1 protein-coding gene is annotated in these 1,032 nt (G+C 66.2%); it reads left to right on the top strand.

The window, feature by feature from the left end; all coding sequences use genetic code 11:
• The coding region (locus tag HMPREF9538_RS12990; protein WP_009485208.1) for a 2-hydroxyacid dehydrogenase at positions 1-981 on the top strand (981 nt) is incomplete at its 5' end.
• Between the last annotated feature and the right edge of the window lie 51 nt (positions 982-1,032).

Here is a 1,032-nt window from a genome sequence, read left to right as displayed (position 1 = left end):
GGGGGGGGGGGGGGGGGGGGGGGGGAGGGGTGGGCGCTGGGCAAACCGAAACTCAGCGCCGGTCAGCTGATTGAGCTGGCCCACGACGCCGAGGTGCTGGTGACCAGCTATGATGAGGTGACGGACGCGGTAATGGCCGCCTGTCCGCGCCTGCAGGTGATCGCCTGCACCCGCGCGAATCCGGTGAATATTGATACCCAGGCCGCCCAGGCGCGCGGCATCCGGGTGCTCTACACCCCGGGGCGCAATGCCGATGCCGCCGCGGAGCTGACGCTTGGCCTGATGCTCAGCCTGGCGCGCCATATTCCGCAATCCCATGCGGCGCTGAAGCGGGGGGAATTCACGCAGGCTGACAATGCCGCCGCCGCCACTCAGCAGGGTCTGCGGCGGGATGTGGTCTGGGACGTGAGCCCGGAAAGCCCCTATGAAGTGTTTAAAGGCAGTGAACTGCGCAATAAAACGCTGGGGCTGGTGGGGTATGGCAACATTGGCCGCCGGGTGGCGCGTATCGCCCGGGCGTTCGGCATGGCGGTGTTGGTGGTGGATCCGTTCGTCGCCGCAGAGGATATCAATGAGCCAGGGTTACAGAAAACGACCCCGGAGGCGCTGTTCCGCGAGGCGGATATCGTCAGCCTGCACCTGAGCAGCGGGCCGCACAGCGACGGGCTGGTGAATGCCGCGCTGTTAAACAGCATGAAGCCCGGCGCGCTGCTGATCAATACCTCTCGCGCGGCGGTGGTCGACGAGGCAGCGCTGATTGATGCCCTGCGCCACGGCCCGCTGGGCGGCGCGGCGCTGGATGTCTATCACCGCGAACCGCTGTGGCGCGATCATCCTTTTGTCATCGAGTTCGATAACGTGATTATCACGCCGCATATCGCCGGAGCCACCCGGGAGAGTATCGCCAAACACACGGCGATGATTGCCGCCGATCTTCAGCGCTATGTCGCCGGGGAGCCGCTGCTGTACCAGTGGCGTTAAGCCGCTTGCGCCGCCGCGTTCTGCAGCGGCGCGGGTCCATCGTCAGGGGCG

The organism is Klebsiella sp. MS 92-3, assembly GCF_000195655.1.
Classification (GTDB): Bacteria; Pseudomonadota; Gammaproteobacteria; order Enterobacterales; family Enterobacteriaceae; genus Klebsiella; species Klebsiella pneumoniae.
The sequence above is the reverse complement of the archived record's forward strand: the minus strand, read 5'-3'. Positions and strand labels throughout refer to the sequence as shown.